A 22,317-nucleotide genomic window follows, 5' to 3' on the forward strand; every position below is an offset into this window, starting at 1 on the left:
ACTGAGCCGACCCCACGATCCCCGCGCGGATCCAAGCCCGATCCCGCCACACTCACGACAAGCCCGGCCGAGAGGCCGGGCTTTTTTCGTCGCCCCAAAACACCGCCGCCGGCGCGATTGGTGCAGCATCGTCCGCCGACGCGGCGGGTTCGGGGCGCGACACTGCGGCGCCATGACGGGCGCGCTGTCCGTGGCCCGGAGATCAGGGAGGATGCCTTGCCGCCGGGGCCGCCACGCGCCTCGGGGCGCGGATCCTTGCCCGCGGCAGCAGCCGAGCCGTCAGCTCTCGCGACGGCCGAAGGTCCGATCATGCGCCGAGGCGGCGGCCCGGCCCCGCGGCCGGGCCGCTGCCTCGGCGCCCGATCCGGGATCAGATGTCGAGCTCGGCCCCGTCCGCGAAGGCGGCACGCTCGGAGATGAAGGCGAAGCGCGCCTCGGGCTTGTTGCCCATCAGGCGGTCCACCGTGTCGCCGGTGGATTCGCGCGCCTCGTCGAGCACTGCGACCCGCAGAAGCGTGCGCTTCTTCGGGTCCATGGTGGTCTCCTTCAGCTGGGCCGGCATCATCTCGCCGAGGCCCTTGAAGCGGCCGATCTCGACCTTGCCGTTCTTGAACACCGTCCTGATCAGCTGATCCTTGTGGGCATCGTCGCGGGCATAGGCCGTCTTCGTGCCCTGCTGCAGCCGGTAGAGCGGCGGGATCGCGAGGTAGAGATGCCCCTTGTCGATGAGCTTGGGCATCTGCCGGTAAAAGAAGGTGATCAGCAGCGAGGCGATGTGGGCGCCGTCGACGTCCGCATCCGTCATGATCACCACCTTCTCGTAGCGGAGATCCTCCTCGCGGTAATGGCTGCCGGTGCCGCAGCCGAGCGCCTGGGTCAGGTCGCTGATGAGCTGGTTCGCGCCGAGCTTGTCCCGGCTCGCCGAGGCGACGTTCAGGATTTTTCCGCGCAGGGGCAAGATGGCCTGGGTCTGGCGGTCACGCGCCTGCTTGGCGGAGCCGCCGGCCGAATCGCCCTCGACGATGAAGATCTCGGAGCCCGCCATGCCGGCCGCCGAGCAATCCGCGAGCTTGCCGGGCAGGCGGAGCTTGCGGGTCGCGGTCTTGCGGGCGACCTCCTTCTCCTGGCGGCGGCGCAGGCGCTCCTCCGCCCGGTCGATCACCCAATCGAGCAGCTTGTTGGCCTGGGTCGGCGAATCCGCGAGCCAGTGGTCGAAGGCGTCGCGGATCGCCGTCTCGACGATGCGTGAGGCCTCCACCGTCGCGAGCTTGTCCTTGGTCTGGCCCTGGAACTCGGGCTCGCGGATGAAGACCGAGAGCATCGACGCGCAGGTCGCCATCACGTCGTCGGTGGTCACCGCCGCCATGCGCTTGGCCTGGTTCACGCGCTCGGCGTGCTCGCGCAAGGCCCGCAGGAGAGCGACGCGCAGGCCCGATTCGTGGGTGCCGCCGTCCGGCGTCGGGATGGTGTTGCAGTAGGAGGACGAGACGCCGTCGTCGGTGACCATCCAGGCCACCGCCCATTCCAGCGAGCCGTGGCTGCCCGGCCTCGTCACCTTGCCGGAGAAGATCGCGTCGGTGACGAGCTCCTTCCCGTCGATGTCGCGGGCGAGATAGTCGCGCAGTCCACCGGGGAAGCGGTGCACGGCCTCCGGCGGCACGTCGGGGAGCCCCTCGAGGAGGGCGGACGCGCAGCGCCAGCGGATCTCGACGCCGCCGAACAGGTAGGCCTTGGAGCGGGCCATCTTGAACAGGCGGCGCGGATCGAACTTCAGCGAGCCGAAGATCTCGGCGTCCGGATGGAACCGGACCCGGGTGCCGCGCCGGTTCTGCACGCGGCCGACCGTCTCCAGCGCCCCCTGCGCATGGCCCCGCGAGAAGGTCTGGCGGTAGAGCGTCTGGTTGCGGGCGACCTCGACCTCGAGGAGGTCGGACAGGGCGTTCACCACCGAGATGCCGACGCCGTGCAGGCCGCCGGAGGTCTCGTAGACCTTCGAATCGAACTTTCCGCCCGCGTGCAGCGTCGTCATGATGACTTCGAGCGCGGACTTTCCCGGGAATTTCGGGTGCGGGTCGACCGGGATGCCGCGGCCGTTGTCGGTGACGACGAGGGCGCCGCCTTCCTCAAGCTCCACCTCGATGAAGGTGGCGTGGCCGGCCACCGCCTCGTCCATCGCGTTGTCGATCACCTCGGCGAAGAGGTGGTGGAGCGCGCGCTCATCCGTGCCGCCGATATACATGCCGGGCCGCCGCCGCACCGGCTCCAGCCCCTCCAGCACCTCGATGGCGGAGGCGTCGTAGCCGGCCTCGGCCGCATCCGGGACGGCGTGCGGCGGGGCCGAAGGCGCGGGGCCGAGCTTGCGCCGCCGCTCGCCCTCGCCGGCCGTCGGCAGCTGCGAGAGAGAGGCCCCCTTCGTCCCCGGCCCGAACAGATCACGTGCCGGATCGCTCACGCGCGTCCCCCGTGCAGGTGAATTTCGTCTCGCAGCATTCGCCTTCATCCGCTCGTTCTACCGGAACAAACCGGAAACATCAAAGCGCTCGTTCCGCAGAACCGTGCGGTGGACCATCGCACGCGCACGGGCGCCGAACCAACCGCGCCGCGCGCGGACCGGATGCTCCTCCCGCGCCGGATCGTGCGGTCGTCATCAAACTGATGCGGCAGGATGGTTAAGATCGCCTCACGCGCCAGTTCAGGGAACCTTCAGGCGCATCCGCGCATTGATACGGCAAAGCTTGGCCGTGCCGCGCGCGGCACGTGGAGGGAGCGGGAACCTGATGAGCAACGCCGCAGCGCAAGCCCGCCACATCGCCCTCGCGCGCTGCGAGCGCGTCGCGGGCGAGGCGTTCGGGTTCGCGGAAGAGGGCGGCCGCGTCGGGCGCGGCATCGTCGTGACGCCGACCGTCGTCGCCCTCGCCACCTTCGCGACCGCGCTCGCCGCCACGATCACCTACCTCGTCTGAGCCGCGGCCGCCGTCCCCGCTCATCGCGGTTCGGACGAGCCGCAGCCACCGCGCGGGGCGGCCGGATTCCTCAGCCCCCCGCCGCCTTCTTCGCGGCCGCCTTGACGGCAGGCGCGGTCTTGGCGCCGGTCTTGCCCGCGGGCTTCGCGGCAGCCCGCTTCTTGGGGGCAGCCCGCTTCTCGGGCGCCGTCTCGTCGCCATCCGCCTGCGCCGTCCGCGCGGCCGCCTTGCGCGGCGCCGCACCCTTGCGGCCGCGGGCCGGGACCTTGCCGCCGCCGGCGGCGCGCTTGGCGTTGACGAGGGCGATGCCCTCCGCGAGCGTCAGCGCCTCGGCGCTCATCGACTTCGGCAGGGTCGCGTTGGTCTCGCCGTCCGTCACGTAGGGCCCGTACTTGCCGGCCTTCACCACGAGGGCCCGGCCGGTGGTCTCGTCGGTGCCGAGTGCCCGGCCGGGGTCGGAGGACGGGCGCCCGCGCCCGCCGCCCTGCTCCTTGGCGACGATGAGGTCGATCGCCCGGTTCGCGCCGATCTCCAGCACGTCGTCGTCGCGCCCGAGATTCGCGTAGGTCTTGCCGTGCTGCACGTAGGGGCCGAAGCGGCCGAGATTGGCCAGGATCGGCTCGCCGCTCTCGGGATGGCGCGCCACCTCGCGGGGAAGCGCCAGGAGCCGCAGCGCCTTCTCCAGGTCGACGGCCGAGGCACTGAGCCCTTTTGGCAGGGAGGAGCGCTTCGGCTTCTCGGCGCCCTTCTCGGCGGATGCCTCGCCGAGCTGCACGAAGGGCCCGAAGCGGCCGTCCCGCAGCGTGACGGGCAAGCCCGTGACGGGATCGTTGCCGAGCACGCGGGTGCCGGGCTGCGCCCCGTCGGCCGAGGCGCCGTCGCCCTCGCCCTCGATGCCCGTCGCGGAGAGCTGGCGCGTGTACTTGCACTCGGGGTAGTTCGAGCAGCCCACGAAGGCCCCGAACTTGCCGAGCTTCAGCGAGAGGGAGCCGGAGCCGCAATTCGGGCAGGCGCGCGGATTCGACCCGTCCGCCCGCTCGGGGAAGATGTGTGCGCCGAGCAGGTCGTTCAGCGCCTCGAGCACTTCGGCGACGCGCAGCTCCTTGGTGCCGCCCACCGCCGCCGAGAAGTCGCGCCAGAAGTCGCGCAGCACCTCCCGCCAGTCGATCTCGGCATTCGAGACCCGGTCGAGCTGCCCCTCGAGGTCGGCCGTGAAATCGTACTCGACGTAGCGCTTGAAGAAGCTCTCCAGGAAGCCCGTGACGAGGCGGCCCTTGTCCTCGGGCACGAGGCGCTTCTTCTCGATCCTGACATATTCGCGGTCGCGCAGCGTCTGCAGGATCGCCGCGTAGGTCGAGGGCCGGCCGATGCCGAGCTCCTCCATGCGCTTGACGAGGCTCGCCTCCGAGTAGCGCGGCGGCGGCTCGGTGAAGTGCTGCGTCGCGGCGATGCGCTCGCGCCTGAGCGGGTCGCCCGCCTTCATGGACGGCAGGCGCCGGCTCTCCTCGTCCTCCTCGTCGTCCTTGCCCTCCTGGTAGAGGGTGAGGAAGCCGTCGAACTTCACGACCTGTCCGGTGGCGCGGAGATCGATGCGGCGCGGACCGACGCGCGCCGCCACCTCGACGGTGGTGCGCTCGAGCTCCGCCGATTCCATCTGGCTCGCCACCGTGCGGGTCCAGATCAGGTCGTAGAGCCTGGCCTGCTCGGGATCGAGGTAGCGGGCGATCTGCTTGGGCAGGCGGCCCATCTCGGTCGGACGCACGGCCTCGTGGGCCTCCTGCGCGTTCTTGGCCTTGGTGCTGTACTTGCGCGGGGCGCCGGGCACGTAGGCATCGCCGAACTCGCGCCCGATCACCCGGCGGGCGTCCTGGACGGCCTCGGGCGCCATGTCGACGCCGTCGGTGCGCATGTAGGTGATGATGCCGACCGTCTCGCCGCCGATCTCGACGCCCTCGTAGAGCTTCTGGGCGACCCGCATGGTCTGGGCCGGCGCCATGCCGAGCTTGCGCGAGGCCTCCTGCTGCAGCGTCGACGTCGTGAAGGGCGGCTGCGGATGGCGCTTGGCGGGCTTGGCCTCGACGCTGGCGACGCTGAAGGTCGCGAGTTCGAGGTCGCGCTTGAACGACGCCGCCTCGTCGCCGGAGCCGACGTCGAGGCGCTGGATGCGCTTGCCGTCCGCGCCCACGAGCCGCGCCTCGAAGACGCCGCCGGCCTCCGTCGCCAGCGTGGCCACGATCGACCAGTACTCGCGGGGCCGGAACGTCTCGATCTCGTACTCGCGCTCGCAGACGAGGCGGAGGGCCACCGACTGGACGCGGCCGGCCGAGCGGGCGCCCGGGAGCTTGCGCCAGAGGACCGGCGAGAGGTTGAAGCCGACGAGGTAGTCGAGCGCCCGGCGCGCGAGGTAGGCGTCGACCAGCGCCTGGTCGATCTGCCGCGGCTGGCGCATCGCGGTCTCGACCGAGGCCTTGGTGATGGCGTTGAAGGTGACGCGCTCGATCGGGATGCCCTTGAGCGCCTTGCGGGCGGCGAGCGCCTCGACGACGTGCCAGGAGATGGCCTCGCCCTCGCGATCCGGGTCGGTGGCGAGGATCAGCTTCTCGGCGCCCTTGACCGCCTTGGCGATCTCGGAGACGCGCTTCGAGCCGCGGTCCTCCAGCTCCCAGACCATGTGGAAGTCGGCCTCCGGGTCGACGGAGCCGTCCTTGGCCGGCAGGTCGCGGATATGCCCGAACGAGGCGATGACCTCGTAATCGCGGCCGAGATACTTGTTGATGGTCTTGGCTTTGGCCGGCGACTCGACGACGACGACTTTCATGAACGGTTTAGCCTCTCGCCGGAGTCCACCGTGACGACGGTCAGATGCAGTTTTCGCGGATGCCGGCCGTCTCGGGGGAGGGACCTTGCGCCGCGAGAAGTGGTGGAAGGGCGCCGGGTTGTCAAATCACGGGGACGCGGCACGCCGGGGCTTGCCCGCGAGGGTTGTCTCAGCGGAATGGTTCGCGCGGGGTCGCGGGGCGTTTCTCCTCGACACCGCGACGGTCGGCGAAGCGTCCCCGTCCCGCGCGGGCCCGCCGGATTCACGCATCGACGCCGGCGCACGCCTCACTTCTCCCGTGCGGGAACGGGTGCGCGTTGCCCGTCTCAGCCCGTTGCCGCCCACGATGCGTGAACAGGTTGGCCCGCACGGACGAGGCGAGGCGCGTTTCGTACGAAAGCGGACGTTTCCGGCCCGCCGTCAGATCCCGGCGTACCACTCGTAGCCGCGATCCTCCCAGTAGCCGCCCCGGCCGTCGCCGAACCTCGCGAGGGAATCGACCACCTCGACCCGCATCACGTACTTCGCCATCTTGTAGCCGAGCTGGCGCTCGAGGCGCAGGCGCAAGGGGGCGCCGTGCTGCACCGGCAGGGCCTGGCCGTTCATGTCGTAGGCGAGGATCGTCTGCGGGTGGTAGGCGTCGGTGAGGTCGATGCTCTCGTAGTACTGGATCGGCGTGCCGGCCTCGTCGAGGCCGCCGCCCGCGAGTTCCATCGTGTCGGCGCAGTGGAACACGATGTAGCGAGCGGTGGGCTTGAGCCCGGCGCGCGCGAGGATCTCGGCGAGGGGCACGCCCGTCCACCGGCCGATCGAGCTCCAGCCCTCGACGCAATCGTGCCGGGTGATCTGGGTGCGCGCGGGCATGGCCCGCAGGTCGGCGAGGCTGAGGGCCTGCGGCGCCTCGACGAGGCCGCCGACCGCGAGCTTGAACCCCGAGAATCCGTCGGCGACGAGCGCCTTGTAGGCTTCGTCTGGCGGGTCGATCGTGCCGTTCGGCTTGAAATCGGCCGAGATGGCGGATTCCGGGAACTCTCGGGCCAGAGATTGCGGCGTCAGGAGCAGGCGCTGCACGAACAGGTTCGCGTCCTCGCCGAGCTTGAGGGCGCGCTGGCCGAACGGCGTCCCGGCGAGCCGGTCGCAGCCGCCGAGCGCCGCCGCGCCGAGCAGTCCGGCCGCGCCCCGGAGCACGCGGCGGCGATGGGGGGCCGTGCGCTTCACCGGCTTTCTCCCGCGTTGACCTCGGCGCCGCGGTCCGACCGGATCGCGAACCAGCCCGTGACCATGCCCCGCATGTTGTTCCAGAACCCCGAGACCAGCACGAGCACGACGTGCACGAGCACGAACAGCACGAGGAGGTTCGCTACGATGAAGTGGACGGAGCGCGCCGATTGCCGGCCGCCGAACAGATCGGTGAGGACGGGCAGGGCCGCATCCATCCCGGGCGACATCGCGAGCCCCGCGAGCACCATCACGGGCAGGAGGATCGCGACGACGACGAGGTAGGTCAGCTTCTGCAGCACGTTGTAGCGCCTTGCCTCCTCGCCTTCCGGGAAGTGCAGCGTCAGGTGCTCGCGGATCGAGCCGCCGATGTCGCGGATCTGGTCGCCGTCCGGGATGACGCGGCGCCGCAACTGCCCGCTGCCGATCCCGTAGAGGAGGTAGACGAGCCCGTTGATCACGAAGGCCCAGGCGAACAGGAAGTGCCAGCGGCGGCCCGTCGCGAGATCCTGGCCCGCGGGAAGCGTCGACCAAGACGGAAAGGCGCGCTCGGCCGTCTCGCCCCCGACCTGCGAGAGGCCGAGCCAGCCCGTCGTGTCGAAGCGGCGGCCGCCGATCTGCGTGAACCCGCGCAGCTTGCCGTCCGGCCCCTCGTCGCTCGTGATGGCGAGCGCGGGCGAATCGAATGTCGAGGCCGCGCCCCAGTAGATGGCCGGGTGGGCGTTGAAGATCTGCAGCCCGCTCATCAGAAGCACGGCGAGGCAGACGACGTTGATCCAGTGCGCGAGGCGGATCACCAGGGGATGGCGGAAGATCAGGAGCCGCGCCGAGCGGGAATCGTCTCCCGCGAGGCGGGCCGGAGCCGATGGGGAAGCCAAGGGATGTCGCTCGCGGTTCGGTGGCGTCGTTCGTCGACCGCTGTCATTCGCCGCGGACGCACGGGAGTTACCGCCCATACGTCGGGCGGCCCGCGCAGGTTGCGAGGTGCGCGCACTTCACGCCTTCGTGGGGGAGGGCCGGCACCAGCCTTGCGGCGGCTCCGCCCGCGACCTATAGCCCGGCCTCAGCATGAGCGCGCCCAGTCCCCCGAGCTTCCCGCACCGCCACCTGCTCGGCATCGAGGGCTTGTCGCGACCCGATATCGAGGCCCTGCTCGACCGGGCGGATGCCGCCGTCGATATCTCCCGGCAGGTCGAGAAGAAGCGCAACACCTTGCGCGGGCGCACGCAGATCAACCTGTTCTTCGAGCCCTCGACGCGCACGCAATCCTCCTTCGAGCTCGCGGGCAAGCGGCTCGGCGCCGACGTGATGAACATGTCGGTGGCCTCCTCGTCCGTGAAGAAGGGCGAGACCCTGATCGACACCGCCGCGACGCTGAACGCGATGCGGCCCGACATCATCGTGGTGCGCCACCACGCGGCGGGCGCCGTGCATCTTCTGGCGCGCAAGGTCGATTGCGCGGTGGTCAATGCCGGCGACGGTGCGCACGAGCACCCGACCCAGGCGCTCCTCGACGCGCTCACCATCCGCCGCAACAAGGGCGGCATCGAGGGGTTGCAGGTCGCGATCTGCGGCGACGTCCTGCACTCGCGGGTCGCGCGCTCCAACATCATCCTGCTGCAGGCGCTCGGCGCGCGCGTGCGGGTGATCGGCCCCTCGACGCTCCTGCCCACGGGGATCGAGCGCTTCGGCGTCGAGGTCGCGACGAACATGCGCGCGGGTTTGGCGGGCTGCGACATTGTGATGATGCTGCGCCTGCAGCGCGAGCGCATGAACGGGTCCTTCGTGCCCTCCGTGAAGGAGTATTTCCGCTATTTCGGCCTCGATCGCGACAAGCTGGCGCTCGCCAAGCCCGACGCGCTCGTGATGCATCCGGGTCCGATGAACCGGGGCGTCGAGATCGCCTCCGACATCGCCGACGGGGCGCAGTCGCTGATCCGCGAGCAGGTCGAGATGGGCGTCGCCGTGCGCATGGCGGTGCTGGAGGCTCTGGCGATCCACCTGCCGAACGCGTGAGACCCATGTCCCTGCGCCCGCTCCTCCTCACCAACGCCCGCCTGATCGATCCCGCGACCCTCCGCGAGGCGCCCGGCGCGGTCCTCGTCCGCGAGGGCCGGATCGCCGACGTCGCCTGGGGCCAGCCGCCCACGGCACCGGAGGGCGCCGAGACGATCGACTGCGCTGGCCACGTCCTGACGACCGGCCTCGTCGACCTGCGCGCCTTCGTCGGCGAGCCCGGCGCGGAGCACCGCGAGACGCTCGCGAGCGCGAGCGCGGCCGCCGCCGCCGGCGGCGTGACGACGCTCGTGTGCATGCCCGACACCAACCCGGTGATCGACGGGCCGGCCATCGTCGACTTCGTGCTACGGCGCGCCCGCGACACCGCGAGCGTCAATGTCCTGCCGGCCGCAGCCATCACCAAGGGCCTCGCTGGCCGGGAGATGACCGAGTTCGGCCTGCTGCAGGAGGCCGGCGCCGTGGCCTTCACCGACGGCCTCAAGGCGGTGACGAACGCGCAGGTGATGCGCCGCGCGCTCACCTACGCGCACGATTTCGGCGCGCTCCTGATGCAGCACGTGGAGGAGCCGGACCTCGTCGGCGACGGCGTGATGAACGAGGGCGAGATGGCCTCGCGCCTCGGTCTCCTGGGCATCCCTCGGGAGGCCGAGACCGTGATGCTCGAGCGGGACATCCGCCTCGTGCGGCTCACCGGCACGCGCTACCACGCGGCGATGATCTCCTGCGCGGATTCCGTCGAGATCGTCCGGCGCGCCAAGGAGGACGGCCTGCCGGTGACCTGCGGGGTGTCGGTGAACAACCTCGTCCTCAACGAGGGCGATATCGGGCATTACCGCACCTTCTGCCGCCTCTCGCCGCCGCTGCGGAGCGAGGCCGACCGGCTGGCGGTGGTGCGGGCCTTGAACGAGGGCCTGATCGACGTCGTCGTGTCGGATCACAACCCGCAGGACGTCGAGACCAAGCGCCTGCCCTTCGCGGAGGCCGCCGACGGCGCACTCGGCATCGAGACCCTGCTGGGGGCGGCGCTCCGCCTCGTCCACACCGGCGACATCGCGCTGCCCAGGCTGCTGCAGGCGCTCTCGGCGCGCCCGGCCGGGATCCTCGGTCGCGAGGCGGGCCGCCTCACGGCGGGCGCCCCGGCCGATCTCGTGCTGATCGATCCGGACGTGCCCTACCTCCTCGACAAGCGCCGGCTGAAGTCGCGCTCGAAGAACTCGCCGTTCGACGAGGCGCGCCTGCAGGGCGCGGCCGTGCTGACCCTCGTCGGCGGCCGGATCGTCCACCGGGGCCACGATTTCGCGGAGGCCGCGTGATGGGGGAAGCCGCCTGGCCGATCCTCGCCACCTGCCTCGTCGGCGGCTACCTCCTCGGCTCGATCCCGTTCGGCCTCCTGTTCACGCGGTTCGCCGGCCTCGGCGACGTGCGGGCGATCGGCTCCGGCAATATCGGGGCGACGAACGTGCTGCGCACCGGCCGCAAGGGGCTCGCGGCCGCAACGCTCCTGTGCGACGCCCTCAAGGGCGCGGCCGCGGTGCTGCTCGCCGCCCGGTTCGGCGCGGACGCGGCCCTGGCGGCCGGGCTCGGCGCCTTCCTGGGCCATCTCTTTCCGGCCTGGCTCGGATTCAGGGGCGGCAAGGGCGTCGCGACCTTCATCGGCGTTCTGCTGGCGCTGAGCCCGCTCGCGGTGCTGGCCTTCGCGGCGCTCTGGCTCGGGCTGGCCTTCGCGCTCCGGTACTCGTCGCTCTCGGCCCTCGTCGCCTCCGCCGCCACGCCCGCCGTGCTCTGGGCCCTCGGGCAGCCGCGCGCGGCCCTGCTGTTCCTGGTTCTCGCCGCCCTGCTGTGGTGGAAGCACACGCCGAATATCCGCCGTCTCATGGCCGGCACCGAGGGCCGGATCGGCCAGAAGGGCTGAGCCCGGCCGCCTCCGCCGAACGTGAACGCGGCGCCCGTGCCGGCGCCCCTGCCGCGGTGCTAAGACTCGGCTCCGCCCATCGGGGGCGGCTCGACGGCCTTTCGGGGGAGGGGCCATGCACCTCACGGACGCCCAGCGGATCGACTGGCTGCGGCTGATCCGCAGCGAGGGGATCGGCCCGCGCACCTTCCGCGGCCTCGTCAACCGGTTCGGCGGGGCCGCGCCCGCCCTGGAGGCTCTGCCCGAGCTGACCCGAACCCGCGGCAGGCGCGTCGTGCCGCCGACCCGGGCCGAGGCCGAGGCCGAGATCGCTGCGGCCGGCCGAATCGGGGCGCGCCTCGTGGCGCTCGGCGAGCCCGACTACCCGAGGGCCCTGCAAGCGACCGAGACGGCGCCGCCCCTCCTGGCGATCCGGGGGAACGCCGCCGCGCTGGGGCGCCCGAGTGTCGCGATCGTCGGCTCGCGCAACGCGTCGGCCGCCGGGCTCGCCTTTACGGAGCGCCTCGCCCGGGGCCTCGGCGAGGCCGGTCTCGTCGTCGCCTCGGGGCTCGCCCGGGGCATCGACGCGCGCGCCCACGGGGCGGCCCTGACCACGGGCACCGTCGCGGTGCTGGCGGGCGGCCAGGACCGGATCTACCCGACGAACCACGCCGACCTCGTCGCGGCGATCCTCGACCAGGGCGGCGCCGTCGTCGCGGAGATGCCGATGGGCTGGGTGCCGCGCGGGCGCGACTTTCCCAGGCGCAACCGGATCATCTCCGGCCTGTCGCTCGGGACCGTCGTGGTCGAGGCGGCACGACGCTCGGGGTCCCTCATCACGGCGCGCTTTGCCCTGGAGCAGGGTCGCGAGGTCTTCGCCGTGCCGGGCTCGCCGCTCGATCCGCGCGCCGAGGGCACCAACGACCTGATCCGCCAGGGCGCCACCCTGGTGGCGGAGGTCGATCACGTCCTCGCCGTCCTGGCGCCGCTGGTCGAGGGCGAGGGGGCGGGCCCCGGACTCGCGGTCGACCGGCCGGACCTTGCCGATGCGCCGATCTTCTGGGACGAGACGGATTTCGACGGCGACGTGATCCCGGTTCCCGTTCCGAGCCTCGACGCGCCGGAGGATCCCGAGGGCCAGGAGGACGAGAGGCCGGGCCTCGTCGAGCCTGCGGACGAGCGTGCCCGGCTGATCGCCGTCCTCAGCCCGGCGCCGATCACGACGGACGAGCTGGCACGGGTGACCGGGCTCGGCGTGCGGATCGTCCAGACGACGCTCCTCGAACTCGAGCTCGACGGCCGCATCGAGCGTCACGGCAGCGGCGCCGTCTCGCTCATCGGCTGAACCGCTTCAGAACTCCTCCTCGGGCCCGATGAGCCGGTGCATGGCGTCGAGACAGCCCTGCAGGATGTAGGCGGCCGCGAGCTTGTCCACGAGCTCGCTGCGCCGCGCACGCGAGGCGTCGGCCTCGAGCAGCGCCCGGGTGACGACCGCGGTGGAGAGGCGCTCGTCCCAGTACAGGACCGGCAGGTCGAGGAGCGGCTTCAAGTTCCGGACGAAGGCCCGGGTCGACTGGACGCGCGGACCCGCGCTTCCGTCCATGTTGAGAGGCAGGCCGAACACGAGGCCGCCGACCCGATGCTGCTCGCAGAGCGCGCGCAGGCGCGCGACGTCGGGGGTGAACTTGACCCGCCGGATCGTCTCGAGCGGAGAGGCGATCCGGCGGCCGACATCCGAGAGCGCGAGCCCGATCGTCTTGGTGCCGAGGTCGATCCCGATGAGGCGCGGGCCGCCCTGCGAGGCCTCCGCGAAGGCGCTGATCTCTTCAGGGCTCACCGGCCGCTCCTCCCTGGCCCGCTACCGCGCAGGTCCGCCGTCGGGCCTTATCCGTCCGCGTCGGCCCGCGCCAGGATCGCCTCGTCGATGCCCTCGAATCGCGCGGGCAGGGGCTCGGCGGCGGGGCCGAGGATGGTGCGGACCCCGGCCCCCTGCGTCGCCCGCAGGAACGCGACGAGCGTCTCGCCCCCGAAGCGGACCGTCTCGAGGTCGGCACCCATCACCCAGATGTCGTACTCGCCCGTCCCCTGCACGTCCCAGAACAGGAAGGCGCCGTCCTCGCCCTCGCCGAAGAAGCAGGCCCGGTCGAGGATCCCTGTGTCGCCGCCCTCGATCTCGAAGCGGAACGGCGTGCCCGCGAAGGCCGGGTTGTCGTCGAGCGCCCGGATCGCCGCGCCGACGCTGTGGGCGATGAGACCCGAGCGCGCGACGAGATCGGGCGCCTCGAAGGGCAGGGGCGTGGCGATCCGGAACTGCGCGTTGGCGCGCCCTGCCCCGCACTCGCGGCAGAAGCTCCGGTAGGAATCCGGCAGCGCGAAGCCGAGCGCCGCCTCCGCCCGCGCGATCTCGGCCTCGCTCGAGGCGAAGCCGCGCCGGAACTCCCGGAACACCCCGTCGTACATCGCAGCCCCTCCCTCTGATCGCGCCGCGTTAACCATAACGAAACGTTGCTCTGGCCCCGCCGGCACCGGTTCCGCCATAAGCTCGTTTAACGTTTCGTTAACCCTGTGCCCCGGGCTGCCATGACCGCGCCGAATCCGACCTCGCGAGAGCGGCCGCTCCTGCGCCTCGTCGCCGACGGGACGGGCGCAGCGGTCGCGCCGCGCCGGACGGTGCCGACCGAGGCCATCGTCGCCGTCGGGCGGACGGCGGCGCCCGCCTCCGCGCGACGCCCGATGCCGCGCAAGCACAAGCTGATGCTGCTGCTGGCGTTCGAACTCGTGGTGTTCGGACTCGCGCAGTCCGGCTTCCGCGATGCCCGGCCCGGCATCGTGATCGAGATCTCGGTGACGCCGAATCACGTCGTGACCTGACGCGTTGCGGGCGCGGGAAGGCCGATGCTATAGCGCGCCGAACCGGCGCCGCCCGCCGCGGGCGGTGCGCGGTCCTCACCTTCCAGCGCGCAAGGCGAGCCAGCGCGCAAGACGAGCAAGGCAGCATGTCGGTCGACGCACAGACAGTCCGGCGCATCGCGCATCTCGCCCGCATCGCGGTGAGCGAGGAGGACGTCGCGCCGCTCCAGGGCGAGCTCAACGCGATCCTGGCCTTCGTCGAGCAACTCGGCGCCGTCGATGTCGCGAATGTCGAGCCGATGACCTCGGTGACCCCGATGCGCATGAAGAAGCGCGAGGACGTGGTGACGGATGGCGGCCGGGCCGAGGAGGTCGTCGCCAACGCACCCGAGACCGAGGATCACTTCTTCATCGTGCCCAAGGTGGTCGAGTAGGGCGCCCCCGGGCGCCCGCCGGCCGCGGCCGGCTTCCAGCGACGCAGAGCCCATTCCGGCCCACCCCCGGCTCCATCCCCGGGACGGGCCAAGCCCGCCGCACGGGCGGCCGAGGACGAACAGCGTGACCGAACTCAACGAACTCACTCTCGCCGAGGCGCGCGACGGCCTGAAGGCCGGGACCTTCTCGGCCCGCGAGCTGACGCAGGCGCATATCGCGGCCGTCGAGAAGGCGCGGGCGCTCAACGCCTACCTGCTCGAGACGCCCGAACGCGCCCTGAGGATGGCCGAGGTCTCGGACGCCAAGATCGCGAGCGGGGCGGCGCGTCCGCTCGAAGGATTGCCGCTCGGCATCAAGGACCTGTTCTGCACCCACGGCGTGGTCACGACTGCGGGCTCGAAGATCCTCGAGGGCTTCGAGCCGCACTACGAATCGGCCGTGACCCACAATCTCTGGCGCGACGGCGCCGTGATGCTGGGCAAGCTCAACCTCGACGAGTTCGCGATGGGCTCCTCGAACGAGACCAGCGCCTACGGCAACGTCGTCTCGCCCTGGCGGCGCAACGGGTCGGAGACGCCGCTGGTGCCCGGCGGCTCGTCCGGCGGCTCGGCCGCCGCGGTGGCGGCGCATCTGTGCCTCGGGGCGACGGCCACCGATACCGGCGGCTCGATCCGCCAGCCGGCCGCCTTCACGGGCACGGTCGGCATCAAGCCGACCTACGGGCGCTGCTCTCGCTGGGGCACGGTGGCCTTCGCCTCCTCCCTCGACCAGGCCGGCCCGATCGCCCGCACGGTGCGCGACTGCGCGATCCTGCTCGGCTCCATGGCCGGTCCGGACGCGCGCGACACCACCTGCGCCGACCTGCCGGTGCCCGATTTCGAGGCGTCGGTGGCGCGCGGCGTCAAGGGTCTCACCATCGGCATCCCGAAGGAGTACCGGGTCGACGGCATGCCGGCCGAGATCCAGCGGCTCTGGGACCAGGGCGCGGACTGGCTGCGCGCGGCCGGCGCCACGATCCGGGAGATCTCCCTGCCGCACACGCAATACGCGCTGCCGGCCTACTACATCGTGGCGCCGGCCGAGGCCTCCTCGAACCTCGCCCGCTACGACGGCGTCCGCTACGGCCTGCGGGTGCCGGGCCGCGACATCGTCGGCCTGTACGAGAACACCCGCGCGGCCGGCTTCGGCCGCGAGGTGAAGCGCCGCATCATGATCGGCACCTACGTGCTCTCGGCGGGATACTACGACGCCTACTACGTGCGCGCGCAGAAGATCCGCACCCTGATCAAGCGCGACTTCGAGCAGGCCTACGCGTCCGGCATCGACGCGATCCTGACGCCCGCGACGCCCTCCTCCGCCTTCGGCATCGGCGAGAAGGCCTCGGCCGACCCGGTCGAGATGTACCTCAACGACGTCTTCACCGTGACGGTGAACATGGCGGGGCTTCCCGGCATCGCGGTGCCGGCCGGCCTCGACGCGCAGGGGCTGCCGCTCGGCCTCCAGCTGATCGGGCGCCCGTTCGACGAGGAGACGCTGTTCGCCGCCGCCCAGGTCATCGAGGAGGCGGCCGGCCGCACCAGGCTGCCCCGGGCCTGGTGGGCGTGAGCGTCCCCTACTATCCCTGGACCGTCTGGATCTGGGCCGCCTTCGACCCGATCCTCGTGGCGCTCGCGCTCTATCTCGGCTGGTCCGCCAGCCAGTTCGGCAAGGTGTTCATCGCGGCGATCATCGCGCTCGCCGTCTCGGTCCTGGCTTCCTGGGCGATCTCGGCCCTCGGCATCCCGTGGCCGGCGCCGGTGAGCCACGACGGGCCGACCTTCTTTCCCGTCCGCGCGGTCGCGGCGCTCTCCTGGGCGGTGCTCGCCTTCCTGGCGCGCCGCGCGATCCGGCCCCGCGCTTGACCGGCGGCGGCACCGGCCCGTAACTGCCGGGAGACCGGCCCCGTCCCGCATCCTCAATCCGGCCCCGGACCACCATGAACGCACCCGTCAACCCGAAGAAGCTGATCAAGGGCGGCCTGCACGACTGGGAGGTCGTGATCGGCATGGAGATCCATGCCCAGGTCACGAGCCGATCGAAGCTCTTCTCCGGCGCCTCCACCGCCTTCGGGGCGGAGCCGAACGACAACGTCTCCCTGGTCGACGCGGCGATGCCCGGCATGCTGCCGGTGATCAACCGGGAATGCGTCGCGCAGGCCATCCGGACCGGTCTCGGCCTCAAGGCCAGGATCAACCTGCGCTCTGTGTTCGACCGCAAGAACTATTTCTACCCGGATCTGCCGCAGGGCTACCAGATCTCGCAGTACAAGGACCCGATCGTCGGCGAGGGCGAGGTGCTCGTCGACCTTCCGGACGGCGAGTCGATCACGGTCGGAATCGAGCGTCTCCACCTCGAGCAGGATGCCGGCAAGTCGCTGCACGACCAGAGCCCGAACCAGAGCTTCGTCGACCTCAACCGCTCGGGCGTGGCGCTGATGGAGATCGTCTCCCGGCCGGATCTCCGTTCCTCGGAGGAGGCGCGCGCCTACGTGACGAAGCTGCGCACCATCCTGCGCTATCTCGGCACCTGCGACGGCGACATGGAGAAGGGGAACCTGCGCGCCGACGTGAACGTGTCGGTGCGCCGGCCCGGCGAGCCGCTCGGCACCCGCTGCGAGATCAAGAACGTCAACTCGATCCGCTTCATCGGGCAGGCGATCGAGACCGAGGCGCGCCGCCAGATCGCGGTCATCGAGGATGGCGGCACGATCGACCAGGAGACGCGCCTGTTCGATCCCGGCAAGGGCGAGACCCGCCCGATGCGGTCGAAGGAGGAGGCGCACGATTACCGCTACTTCCCCGATCCGGACCTGCTGCCGCTCGAATTCGACCAGGCCTACGTCGACGGGCTCGCCGAGGGGCTGCCGGAGCTGCCCGACGCCAAGAAGGCGCGATTCGTCTCCGAATTCGGGCTCTCGGCCTACGATGCCGGCGTGCTCGTGGCCGAGCGGGCGTCCGCCGACTACTACGAGGCGGTGGCGCGGGGCCGCGACGGCAAGGCCGCGGCGAACTGGGTGATCAACGAGCTGTTCGGGCGCCTCAACAAGGAGGGCAGGACGATCGAGGAGACGCCGGTCTCGGCCGAGCAGCTCGGCGCCATCGTCGATCTGATCGGCGAGGGCGTGATCTCGGGCAAGATCGCCAAGGACCTGTTCGAGATCGTCTGGTCCGAGGGCGGCGACCCGCGCGGAATCGTCGAGACGCGCGGCATGAAGCAGGTCACCGACACCGGCGCCATCGAGGCTGCGGTCGACGCGATCATCGCCCAGAATCCCGACAAGGTGGCGCAGGCCCGCGAGAAACCGACCCTGCTCGGCTGGTTCGTCGGCCAGACCATGAAGGCGACGGGCGGCAAGGCCAACCCGGCTGCCGTCAACGCGCTGCTGAAAGCCAAGCTCGGCATCGACTAGGGGTCGGGCGCGGGCTCGGCCCGCGCCAAAATCCCCGGCTCGCGATGAGCGAGGGGGCCACGACGTTTCCGGTGGTGTCGAGGAGCGCTGAAGGCTCCGCCGCGATCCGCGGCCGGAAGCGGCTTAAGGTGGGGCATGTCGCGTGTTCGAAGTCGCGCCGTATCGGCCGCTTCTGCGCCCCTGGAGCCGCTTCCGTCCCGTTGTTCGTGTGTTTCCCGCTAGGCCTCGGGCCGAACCGGTCCCGGTACCCTCTAGGCGGCTTCCTGCTGAGGTGGAGTCATTCCTGTCTCCTCCAGCTTTGGCGTGCCGGACCGCCTCACCGAAGGCGTTGGGCCGGCCCGACTGTGCTTCGTTCGTCCAATTTCGCCGAAGCACCCACCTACCCTGCGAGCGTATTCGTACCGCGTCAAGACTGAAAATGCGGCGACGCTAGCATCTGTTATCGTGATCGATTGCTTTTCGCGGCGCACCCCTGACAATTCAGAACCTTGCGCCGAAATTTTTGCGATGCGCAAAATCCCGGTCTGGCGGCCTACTGCGCCGGCTGCCCGGCGCCCGCCTCGCCGGTCAGGCGCCGGCGCATGGCCATCAGCCAGTCCTGGCGATGCGCGCCGGGTTGGCCGACCGAGACCGTGCAGGTCATGCCGGCCACCAGGGTGATGCCGTCCGGAACCGCGTCGATGCGGATGCGCACGGGCACGCGCTGGGCGAGGCGCACCCAGGTATAGACCGGGTTGACCGAGGGCAGGCCCTGCGTGCTCGGCGTGGCGTTCGGCGTGCTGATGCCGAGCGTGATGCTCTCGACCGTGCCGCGGATCGGAGGATCGAAGCCGATCAGCGCGACCTCGGCCGGATCGCCCACATGGATATGGGCCATCTTCGTCTCCTCGAAATAGCCGTCGATCCAGAACGAATCCGTGTCGATCACCGCGATGTTGACACTGCCCCTGGTGGCGTAGTCGCCGTTGCGCAGGAGGAGATTGGTGACGCGCCCGTTCACGGGGGAGCGCACTTCCGTGCGTTCGAGGTTGATCTTGGCCTGGGCGAGCTGGGCCTTGGCGCTCTGCAGGGCGGCCTCCGCGATCTTGGCGGTGCCCTCGTATTGCTGCCTCTCCTCGACCGAGGTCGAGAGGGTGGTCAGCGCCTCGCGGCGCGCGGCCTGCGTCTGCTTGACCTGAAGGTCCGCCTCGCGGTTCTTCAGCTCGGCTTCCGCCGAGGCGATCGCGACCTCGTAGTCGAACGGGTCGATCTTGTAGAGCACATCGCCCCTGCGCACCGTCTGGTTGTCGGCGACCCGGAGCTCCACCAGCTGCCCGGAGACCTGGGGCGCGACGCTCGCCACCTGCACCCGCACCTGCCCGTCGCGGGTCCAGGGTGCGGTGACGTAGAAGCTCCACACGAAGGCGGCCGCCGCGACGGAGCAGGCGAGGATCAACACGGTCGCGAGAAGCCGGAGGATCCGGCCCGCGCGCAGGCGGCGGCGCGCCGGCAGCATCGGCTCGACGGCGAGCTCCGTCCGATCCGGCTCCGTGCGATCCTGCGTGGCCGCGCCGGCCCCGGCGCCGGCAGGGCCGGAGGCCGCCGCCTCGGCCGGTGGCTCGCTCCTGCGGGTCTCGGCGTCGGGATCGGGCATCAGAACAGGGCCACCAGGAGAGCGACGATGCAGATGTAGAGGCCGGCCTCGACCAGAGGCGGGTTGGCGACGTAGCGGCTGAAGCGGATTCGGGCGAAGCCCGCGCGCAGCACCACCATGATGACGAAGGCCGCCCCGGCATAGGCCACGAAGGGCGAGAACAGGATACCGCCGATATCGAGATCCTGGCGCATCGCTTCACAGGCTCGGGATCCGGAGATGGCGCAGGAACCGGCGGTTCCGGTCCATCACCCGCCATGCCGCCGTGAGATCGCTGACCGCCCGGGCGATGCACAAGGCCGTGTCCGCATCGGTACCGCGGGCGCGTCTCAGCAGATCGCGCGCGGCGTCGGGGATCGCGGCGGACGGCCCCTCGGCCAGCACGGTGCGGGCCCGGAGGGCGCTCTGCCGCAGGTCCGGCCGGGACCAGAGCTGACGCAACTGCGCGTGGGCGCGCGCCGCCGCGCCCTCGAGATGCGCGAGCGCGAAGGCAAGCTCCAGGCGGCGCTTCCGCACGGGCTCCGGTCCAGTGTTCCACTGCGCGTACTGGTAGAGCCGGTCGCTGTTGAGGCTCGTGCGCGTGGTGATGTCGCCGCCCTCGCCCACGAGGGCGTCCCTGACGTCCCGATGGGCCGATTCGAAGGCGTAGAGCCGGGCTCGCTCGGCCGAGACCGGAAGGACGAGCCGAACGACGAGCGACAGGATCACGGCCGAGACCACGACGAGGAGCGCGTTCTGCAGGAACGTCTGCAGGTCGTAGGCTTGCGGGTTCGCGGGCGAGACGAGAACGGGGAAGAACACCAGCAGGATGAAGCCGAGGCCGAAGGTCGGCGGGTTCAGGCTGAGGAAGCAGGCCGCGAAGATGACGGGCGCCATCGCGATGGCGAGGAGCGGGAAGCCCTGCCCGCCGGCCAGCACCACGAACAGCACGATGCCGGCCGAGAGCGAGGCCAGGATCATCCCGAACAGGACGCCGTTGGCGAATTTCTTCGGGTCGGGGTTGAGCGCGGACAGCGCGCCCGTCGCCGCGACCTGGACCAGGGCGAAGGAGGTTGCGGGCCAGCCGGCGGCGATGAAGAATGCGCAGGTCAGCCCGAAGGCGAGCGCGATCCGTGCCGCCGCCCGCAGGGCCACCGGGAAGTCGCGGTGCGTCGGAAGCCCGACGTCGCGCATGGGCCGGTGCCCGTCCGACAGGGCACGAAATCCATCCTGCGCGTAGGCGATGGCGGTCGCGAGGTCGAGGGCGCGCTGCAGGGCCAGCACCTCGCCGGAATCGGGGATCTCGGCGCGGACGGCGGCGAGCAGGAGCGCGCGCAGCCGCGCATGCGCGGCGTTGAGGGCGTCGGTGTCCGGCGGCTCGCCCCCGGTGAGCCGGGCGCAGATCCGGCCCGCCTCCGCGACGGCCGCGCTCGGCCGGTCGAGGCGCTGCACCGCCAGCGCGAAGGTACGGGCATTCGCCCCCATGCCGTAGAGCGCCGCGACGGCGCTGCGGGCGCCCGCCGCCCGTTGCGGCCCGTCGTCGAGCTCCCCCGCGATGGCGCTCGCATCCGCCCGCATCGGCGCGACCCGGCCGATCTGGGCGAGGGCGGCCTCGGGGCCGGGATCGCCGCGGGTCACGCAGGCATGCGCGAAGTCCCGGGCTGCGGCGAGCGTTCTGCCCATCGTGTCCCGCAGCGAGCGCCACGTGCTCGGCGAGGCCAGCGCATCGTTGATGAAGGTGATCGCCACGATGCCGACCGTGATGGCGGCGACCCGCGACACCGTCGTCTCGAAGGCGTTCTGGGGCGTGTCGATGTTGGAGATCGCGATGATCGCGACCGTGTAGCCCGACAGCATGGCGCCGTAGGCCCGCGTGTCCTGCAGGTAGTTCGCCACGAACACGCACAGGCTCAGCCAGGTGGTGAAGGCGACGAGCAGGAGCACGCGGTCCTGACCGAAGGCCGCGACCATCAGGAGCGCGACGAAGCCGCCGACGATCGTCCCGAGGAAGCGGTAGAGCGCCTTCGACAGGGCCTGGCCGCGTTTCGGCTGTGCCAGGATGGCCACGCAGACGGCAGCCGAGGAGGCGCTCTCGAGCTGGAGCCAGAAGGCGGCGTAGAGCGCCAGCATCATGGCGAGCCAGATGCGGATCGCGAAGGCCCAGGCCCGGGGCGCCGGGACGACGGCCTCGATGCGGTCGAGGAGGCGGTCGATGCGGGCCGGAGCGGGAGCAGGCGTCGCGGCGTCGCTCATGGCCGGCGCCTCACGCGTCCCGCATCGGGGCGGAGGCTGGCATGCGCGCCAGGCCCGCGACCCGGGTCTGCCACAGGCAGAGGAGGGGCGTCAGGCCAAGCTCCACGCAGAGCGCGGCCAGCATCGTCAGGGAAGGCAGGCCCGTGAGGTAGAGGCCGAGCAGCCGGGCGAGGCCGCCGAGCACCACCACCAGGGTCAGGAAGCGGAACAGCCGCGTCTTGCCCTCGATGCCGGGCACGCAGAACCAGAACAGGATGCCGATGCCGGTGAGGAGGCCCGACAGGTAGCGGAAATGGCTGTCGGCCGAGACGCTCTCGATCCCGCCCGCGATCCCGTTCACGCCGAACAGCACCCCGTACAGTCCGGCGGCCACGGGAATGCAGGCAGCCGCCGCCACCACGCGCTGGAGCGCCCGCCGCTCGTCCATCATCCGCCGCAGGCTCCTTGCCCCCTCGGGCGGAAGAACACGCGGGGACGCCGATCGGTTCGGGCTCGGTGCGCTCAGGCCTTCTGCTCCTTCAGGCGCTTCACGCACTTGCTAAAATACTGGGGCCATTTCGGCCCCTGAGCAGCCTTCTCGGTGGCCGAGAGGCCACGCCACTCGGCGCCGCATTTCTTCTGCCGCTCGCGGGCCGCGCTCTGGCCGACCGTCGGCTCCTTGGCCGTCTGGGTCGCCGCGGGTGCCGTCGCCGCGGTTGCCTTGGCGGACTCCCTCGCGAGGGCGGGAGAGGCGAGGAGGAGGGGTGCGGCGAGCGCCGCGAGGGAGAGGAGGCGAGGGCGCATCGGCGAACATCCCGGTGGCAGGCGAAC

21 protein-coding genes are annotated in these 22,317 nt (G+C 71.3%); 10 read left to right on the forward strand and 11 right to left on the reverse strand.

All coding sequences use genetic code 11. The features are described 5' to 3' along the window. Window positions 1-370 precede the first annotated feature (370 nt). Window positions 371-2,452: a DNA topoisomerase IV subunit B gene (gene parE, locus WDW90_RS19065; protein WP_336489020.1), complete on the reverse strand. Its 2,082-nt coding sequence runs from the start codon at window positions 2,450-2,452 to the stop codon at window positions 371-373. Window positions 2,453-2,777: 325 nt separating this feature from the next. Here parE and WDW90_RS19070 point away from each other — a divergent pair, with 325 nt between their 5' ends. Then, on the forward strand, window positions 2,778-2,963 hold the full coding sequence (locus WDW90_RS19070) for a hypothetical protein (RefSeq protein WP_336489021.1): 186 nt from the start codon (window positions 2,778-2,780) through the stop codon (window positions 2,961-2,963). A 70-nt stretch (window positions 2,964-3,033) separates the two neighbouring features. On the opposite strand, the gene topA is transcribed toward WDW90_RS19070, so the two are convergent. The 3 genes from topA to WDW90_RS19085 all read right to left on the reverse strand — a co-directional run bounded on the left by topA (window position 3,034) and on the right by WDW90_RS19085 (window position 7,877). Further along, entirely contained in the window at window positions 3,034-5,781 is a 2,748-nt protein-coding gene (gene topA / locus WDW90_RS19075; protein ID WP_336489022.1) for a type I DNA topoisomerase, read from the reverse strand. Between the two features lie 420 nt (window positions 5,782-6,201). Next, a complete protein-coding gene (locus tag WDW90_RS19080; RefSeq protein ID WP_336489024.1) occupies window positions 6,202-6,999 on the reverse strand; it encodes a molybdopterin-binding protein in 798 nt (265 codons plus the stop codon). Then, entirely contained in the window at window positions 6,996-7,877 is an 882-nt protein-coding gene (locus WDW90_RS19085; RefSeq protein WP_431311075.1) for a cytochrome b/b6 domain-containing protein, read from the reverse strand. Before WDW90_RS19085 ends, WDW90_RS19080 begins: the two co-directional genes overlap by 4 nt. 190 nt (window positions 7,878-8,067) lie before the next feature. On the opposite strand from WDW90_RS19085, the gene WDW90_RS19090 reads away from it, so the two are divergent. The 4 genes from WDW90_RS19090 to dprA all read left to right on the forward strand — a co-directional run bounded on the left by WDW90_RS19090 (window position 8,068) and on the right by dprA (window position 12,254). After that, window positions 8,068-9,015: an aspartate carbamoyltransferase catalytic subunit gene (locus tag WDW90_RS19090; RefSeq protein ID WP_336489025.1), complete on the forward strand. Its 948-nt coding sequence runs from the start codon at window positions 8,068-8,070 to the stop codon at window positions 9,013-9,015. Between the two features lie 11 nt (window positions 9,016-9,026). Then, entirely contained in the window at window positions 9,027-10,331 is a 1,305-nt protein-coding gene (locus WDW90_RS19095) for a dihydroorotase (protein ID WP_336489072.1), read from the forward strand. Beyond that, window positions 10,331-10,930 carry a glycerol-3-phosphate 1-O-acyltransferase PlsY gene (plsY, locus tag WDW90_RS19100; protein WP_336489026.1) on the forward strand — a complete coding sequence of 200 codons (600 nt, stop codon included), beginning with the start codon at window positions 10,331-10,333 and terminating at the stop codon, window positions 10,928-10,930. The genes WDW90_RS19095 and plsY overlap by 1 nt, the downstream gene beginning before the upstream one ends. 115 nt (window positions 10,931-11,045) lie before the next feature. After that, complete coding sequence (gene dprA / locus WDW90_RS19105; RefSeq protein WP_336489027.1) at window positions 11,046-12,254, forward strand: DNA-processing protein DprA; 1,209 nt, start codon at window positions 11,046-11,048, stop codon at window positions 12,252-12,254. Between the two features lie 6 nt (window positions 12,255-12,260). On the opposite strand, the gene ruvX is transcribed toward dprA, so the two are convergent. Continuing rightward, window positions 12,261-12,746, reverse strand: coding sequence for a Holliday junction resolvase RuvX (gene ruvX / locus WDW90_RS19110; protein WP_336489028.1), 486 nt, complete (start codon window positions 12,744-12,746; stop codon window positions 12,261-12,263). A gap of 47 nt (window positions 12,747-12,793) precedes the next feature. Further along, entirely contained in the window at window positions 12,794-13,369 is a 576-nt protein-coding gene (locus tag WDW90_RS19115) for an SMI1/KNR4 family protein (protein ID WP_336489029.1), read from the reverse strand. Window positions 13,370-13,489: 120 nt separating this feature from the next. On the opposite strand from WDW90_RS19115, the gene WDW90_RS19120 reads away from it, so the two are divergent. From WDW90_RS19120 to gatB, 5 genes are all read left to right on the forward strand, one after another. Further along, window positions 13,490-13,780, forward strand: a complete 291-nt coding sequence (locus WDW90_RS19120) for a hypothetical protein (RefSeq protein ID WP_336489030.1) — start codon at window positions 13,490-13,492, stop codon at window positions 13,778-13,780. Window positions 13,781-13,905: 125 nt separating this feature from the next. Continuing rightward, complete coding sequence (gene gatC / locus WDW90_RS19125; protein ID WP_336489031.1) at window positions 13,906-14,193, forward strand: Asp-tRNA(Asn)/Glu-tRNA(Gln) amidotransferase subunit GatC; 288 nt, start codon at window positions 13,906-13,908, stop codon at window positions 14,191-14,193. 124 nt (window positions 14,194-14,317) lie between these two features. Beyond that, window positions 14,318-15,799, forward strand: coding sequence for an Asp-tRNA(Asn)/Glu-tRNA(Gln) amidotransferase subunit GatA (gene gatA / locus WDW90_RS19130; RefSeq protein ID WP_336489032.1), 1,482 nt, complete (start codon window positions 14,318-14,320; stop codon window positions 15,797-15,799). Then, entirely contained in the window at window positions 15,796-16,095 is a 300-nt protein-coding gene (locus tag WDW90_RS19135; protein WP_336489073.1) for a hypothetical protein, read from the forward strand. Before gatA ends, WDW90_RS19135 begins: the two co-directional genes overlap by 4 nt. 74 nt (window positions 16,096-16,169) lie before the next feature. Next, window positions 16,170-17,642 carry an Asp-tRNA(Asn)/Glu-tRNA(Gln) amidotransferase subunit GatB gene (gatB, locus tag WDW90_RS19140; RefSeq protein WP_336489033.1) on the forward strand — a complete coding sequence of 491 codons (1,473 nt, stop codon included), beginning with the start codon at window positions 16,170-16,172 and terminating at the stop codon, window positions 17,640-17,642. 532 nt (window positions 17,643-18,174) lie between these two features. Here gatB and WDW90_RS19145 read toward each other — a convergent pair. From WDW90_RS19145 to WDW90_RS19165, 5 genes are all read right to left on the reverse strand, one after another. Next, entirely contained in the window at window positions 18,175-19,137 is a 963-nt protein-coding gene (locus WDW90_RS19145) for an efflux RND transporter periplasmic adaptor subunit (protein ID WP_336489074.1), read from the reverse strand. A 137-nt stretch (window positions 19,138-19,274) separates the two neighbouring features. Next, complete coding sequence (locus tag WDW90_RS19150) at window positions 19,275-19,469, reverse strand: DUF1656 domain-containing protein (RefSeq protein ID WP_336489034.1); 195 nt, start codon at window positions 19,467-19,469, stop codon at window positions 19,275-19,277. A gap of 4 nt (window positions 19,470-19,473) precedes the next feature. Then, window positions 19,474-21,507: an FUSC family protein gene (locus tag WDW90_RS19155; protein WP_336489036.1), complete on the reverse strand. Its 2,034-nt coding sequence runs from the start codon at window positions 21,505-21,507 to the stop codon at window positions 19,474-19,476. 10 nt (window positions 21,508-21,517) lie between these two features. After that, on the reverse strand, window positions 21,518-21,937 hold the full coding sequence (locus WDW90_RS19160) for a DUF4345 domain-containing protein (RefSeq protein WP_336489037.1): 420 nt from the start codon (window positions 21,935-21,937) through the stop codon (window positions 21,518-21,520). 71 nt (window positions 21,938-22,008) lie between these two features. Next, window positions 22,009-22,290, reverse strand: coding sequence for a hypothetical protein (locus WDW90_RS19165; protein ID WP_336489038.1), 282 nt, complete (start codon window positions 22,288-22,290; stop codon window positions 22,009-22,011). Window positions 22,291-22,317 lie beyond the last annotated feature (27 nt).

Origin of the sequence: Methylobacterium nigriterrae (assembly GCF_037106235.1) — a bacterium.
GTDB classification, from domain to species: domain Bacteria; phylum Pseudomonadota; class Alphaproteobacteria; order Rhizobiales; family Beijerinckiaceae; genus Methylobacterium; species Methylobacterium nigriterrae.

Coding starts and splice junctions, on each gene's coding strand:
- dprA (WP_336489027.1), top strand. CDS start 11,046: ATGCACCTCACGGACGCCCAGCGGATCGACTGGCTGCGGCTGATCCGC.
- gatB (WP_336489033.1), top strand. CDS start 16,170: ATGAACGCACCCGTCAACCCGAAGAAGCTGATCAAGGGCGGCCTGCAC.
- WDW90_RS19070 (WP_336489021.1), top strand. CDS start 2,778: ATGAGCAACGCCGCAGCGCAAGCCCGCCACATCGCCCTCGCGCGCTGC.
- topA (WP_336489022.1), bottom strand. CDS start 5,781: ATGAAAGTCGTCGTCGTCGAGTCGCCGGCCAAAGCCAAGACCATCAAC.
- WDW90_RS19115 (WP_336489029.1), bottom strand. CDS start 13,369: ATGTACGACGGGGTGTTCCGGGAGTTCCGGCGCGGCTTCGCCTCGAGC.
- WDW90_RS19165 (WP_336489038.1), bottom strand. CDS start 22,290: ATGCGCCCTCGCCTCCTCTCCCTCGCGGCGCTCGCCGCACCCCTCCTC.
- WDW90_RS19155 (WP_336489036.1), bottom strand. CDS start 21,507: ATGAGCGACGCCGCGACGCCTGCTCCCGCTCCGGCCCGCATCGACCGC.
- WDW90_RS19160 (WP_336489037.1), bottom strand. CDS start 21,937: ATGATGGACGAGCGGCGGGCGCTCCAGCGCGTGGTGGCGGCGGCTGCC.
- gatC (WP_336489031.1), top strand. CDS start 13,906: ATGTCGGTCGACGCACAGACAGTCCGGCGCATCGCGCATCTCGCCCGC.
- WDW90_RS19150 (WP_336489034.1), bottom strand. CDS start 19,469: ATGCGCCAGGATCTCGATATCGGCGGTATCCTGTTCTCGCCCTTCGTG.
- WDW90_RS19145 (WP_336489074.1), bottom strand. CDS start 19,137: ATGCTGCCGGCGCGCCGCCGCCTGCGCGCGGGCCGGATCCTCCGGCTT.
- WDW90_RS19120 (WP_336489030.1), top strand. CDS start 13,490: ATGACCGCGCCGAATCCGACCTCGCGAGAGCGGCCGCTCCTGCGCCTC.
- plsY (WP_336489026.1), top strand. CDS start 10,331: ATGGGGGAAGCCGCCTGGCCGATCCTCGCCACCTGCCTCGTCGGCGGC.
- WDW90_RS19090 (WP_336489025.1), top strand. CDS start 8,068: ATGAGCGCGCCCAGTCCCCCGAGCTTCCCGCACCGCCACCTGCTCGGC.